Origin of the sequence: Streptomyces sp. NPDC058955 (genome assembly GCF_042741435.1) — a bacterium.
Lineage (GTDB): Bacteria > Actinomycetota > Actinomycetes > Streptomycetales > Streptomycetaceae > Streptomyces.
On the sequence record NZ_JBHYKM010000252.1, the window covers coordinates 1 to 1092 of the forward strand.

Below are 1092 nucleotides of genomic sequence, written 5' to 3' on the forward strand. Positions count from 1 at the left end.
TCATAACCCAGAGGTCGCAGGTTCAAATCCTGTCCCCGCTACTCAGTAGCCCGAAGGCCCGGATCGTACATACGATCCGGGCCTTCGGCGTTCCCGGGCCGGGCCCGGGCGGGTGGGCCCGAGCGCCCCGGATCTCCGGTTGACCTTTACGTAACGTCAAGTTCTACCGTTCCGGTCATGGAGTGGTCGATCCAGGAGATCGCCAGGAAGGCCGGCACCACCAGCCGCACGCTCCGCCACTACGGCGAGCTGGGGCTGCTGGAACCGAGCCGGATCGGCGCGAACGGTTACCGGTACTACGACCAGGCGGCGCTCGTGCGGCTGCAGCGGATCCTGCTGCTGCGCGAGCTCGGGCTGTCGCTGCCCGCGATCGCCGAGGTCCTCGAAGGCCAGCGGGACACCTCGGCCGCCCTGCGCACGCATCTGGCCCTCCTCCAGCAGGAGCGCGAGCGCATCGGGCGGCAGATCGAGGCCGTACGGACCACTCTCCACAAGACCGAGAGAGGAGAACAGCTCATGGCCGAGGAAGTCTTCGACGGCTTCGACCACACCCAGTACGAGGCCGAGGTCACCGAACGGTGGGGCCGCGACGCGTACGAGAAGGGCGACCGCTGGTGGCGTTCGCTCAGCGAGGCCGAGAAGAAGGAGTTCATGGAGACGCAGGCCGGCATCGCCCGCGACTTCGGCGCGGCGGCCGCGGCCGGGCTCGCGCCGGACAGCGACGAGGTGCAGGCCCTGGCCCGGAGGCAGTACGACTGGCTCTCCGTCACCACCAGCCCGTCGAAGGAGTACCTGATCGGGCTCGGCCAGATGTACGTGGACGACCCCAGGTTCACCAAGAACTACGACCGGCACGGCGAGGGCACGGCGATCCTGGTGCGCGACGCCCTGAAGGTGTGGGCCGAGCGGAACCTGTGACCCGCGCCGCGCCCCCGCGTCCGAAGTAAACGTCGGCCGAATCCGTTCGGCCCCGCGCCTGTCCCTTTGCCCGGGACCGAACGCGGAACGTAACGTCGTGAACGCCATGCGTGAGACGAGGGTGACGACGACCGGGCGAGGAGCAGCAGGAGGACGGGCGCCCGTCCTCCTGCC

Annotated in this window: 1 protein-coding gene; it reads left to right on the plus strand. The window is 69.0% G+C overall.

Features of this window, described 5'->3' with window-relative positions; translation table 11 throughout:
• Positions 1-177: 177 nt before the first annotated feature.
• The gene (locus ACFW1I_RS38395) at positions 178-918 is read left to right on the plus strand and encodes a MerR family transcriptional regulator (RefSeq protein WP_384678827.1); all 741 of its coding nucleotides are present in this window, start codon (positions 178-180) and stop codon (positions 916-918) included.
• Positions 919-1092 lie beyond the last annotated feature (174 nt).

Excerpts from the sequence above, each read along its gene's own strand:
- ACFW1I_RS38395 (WP_384678827.1), top strand. The coding sequence starts at position 178 with ATGGAGTGGTCGATCCAGGAGATCGCCAGGAAGGCCGGCACCACCAGC.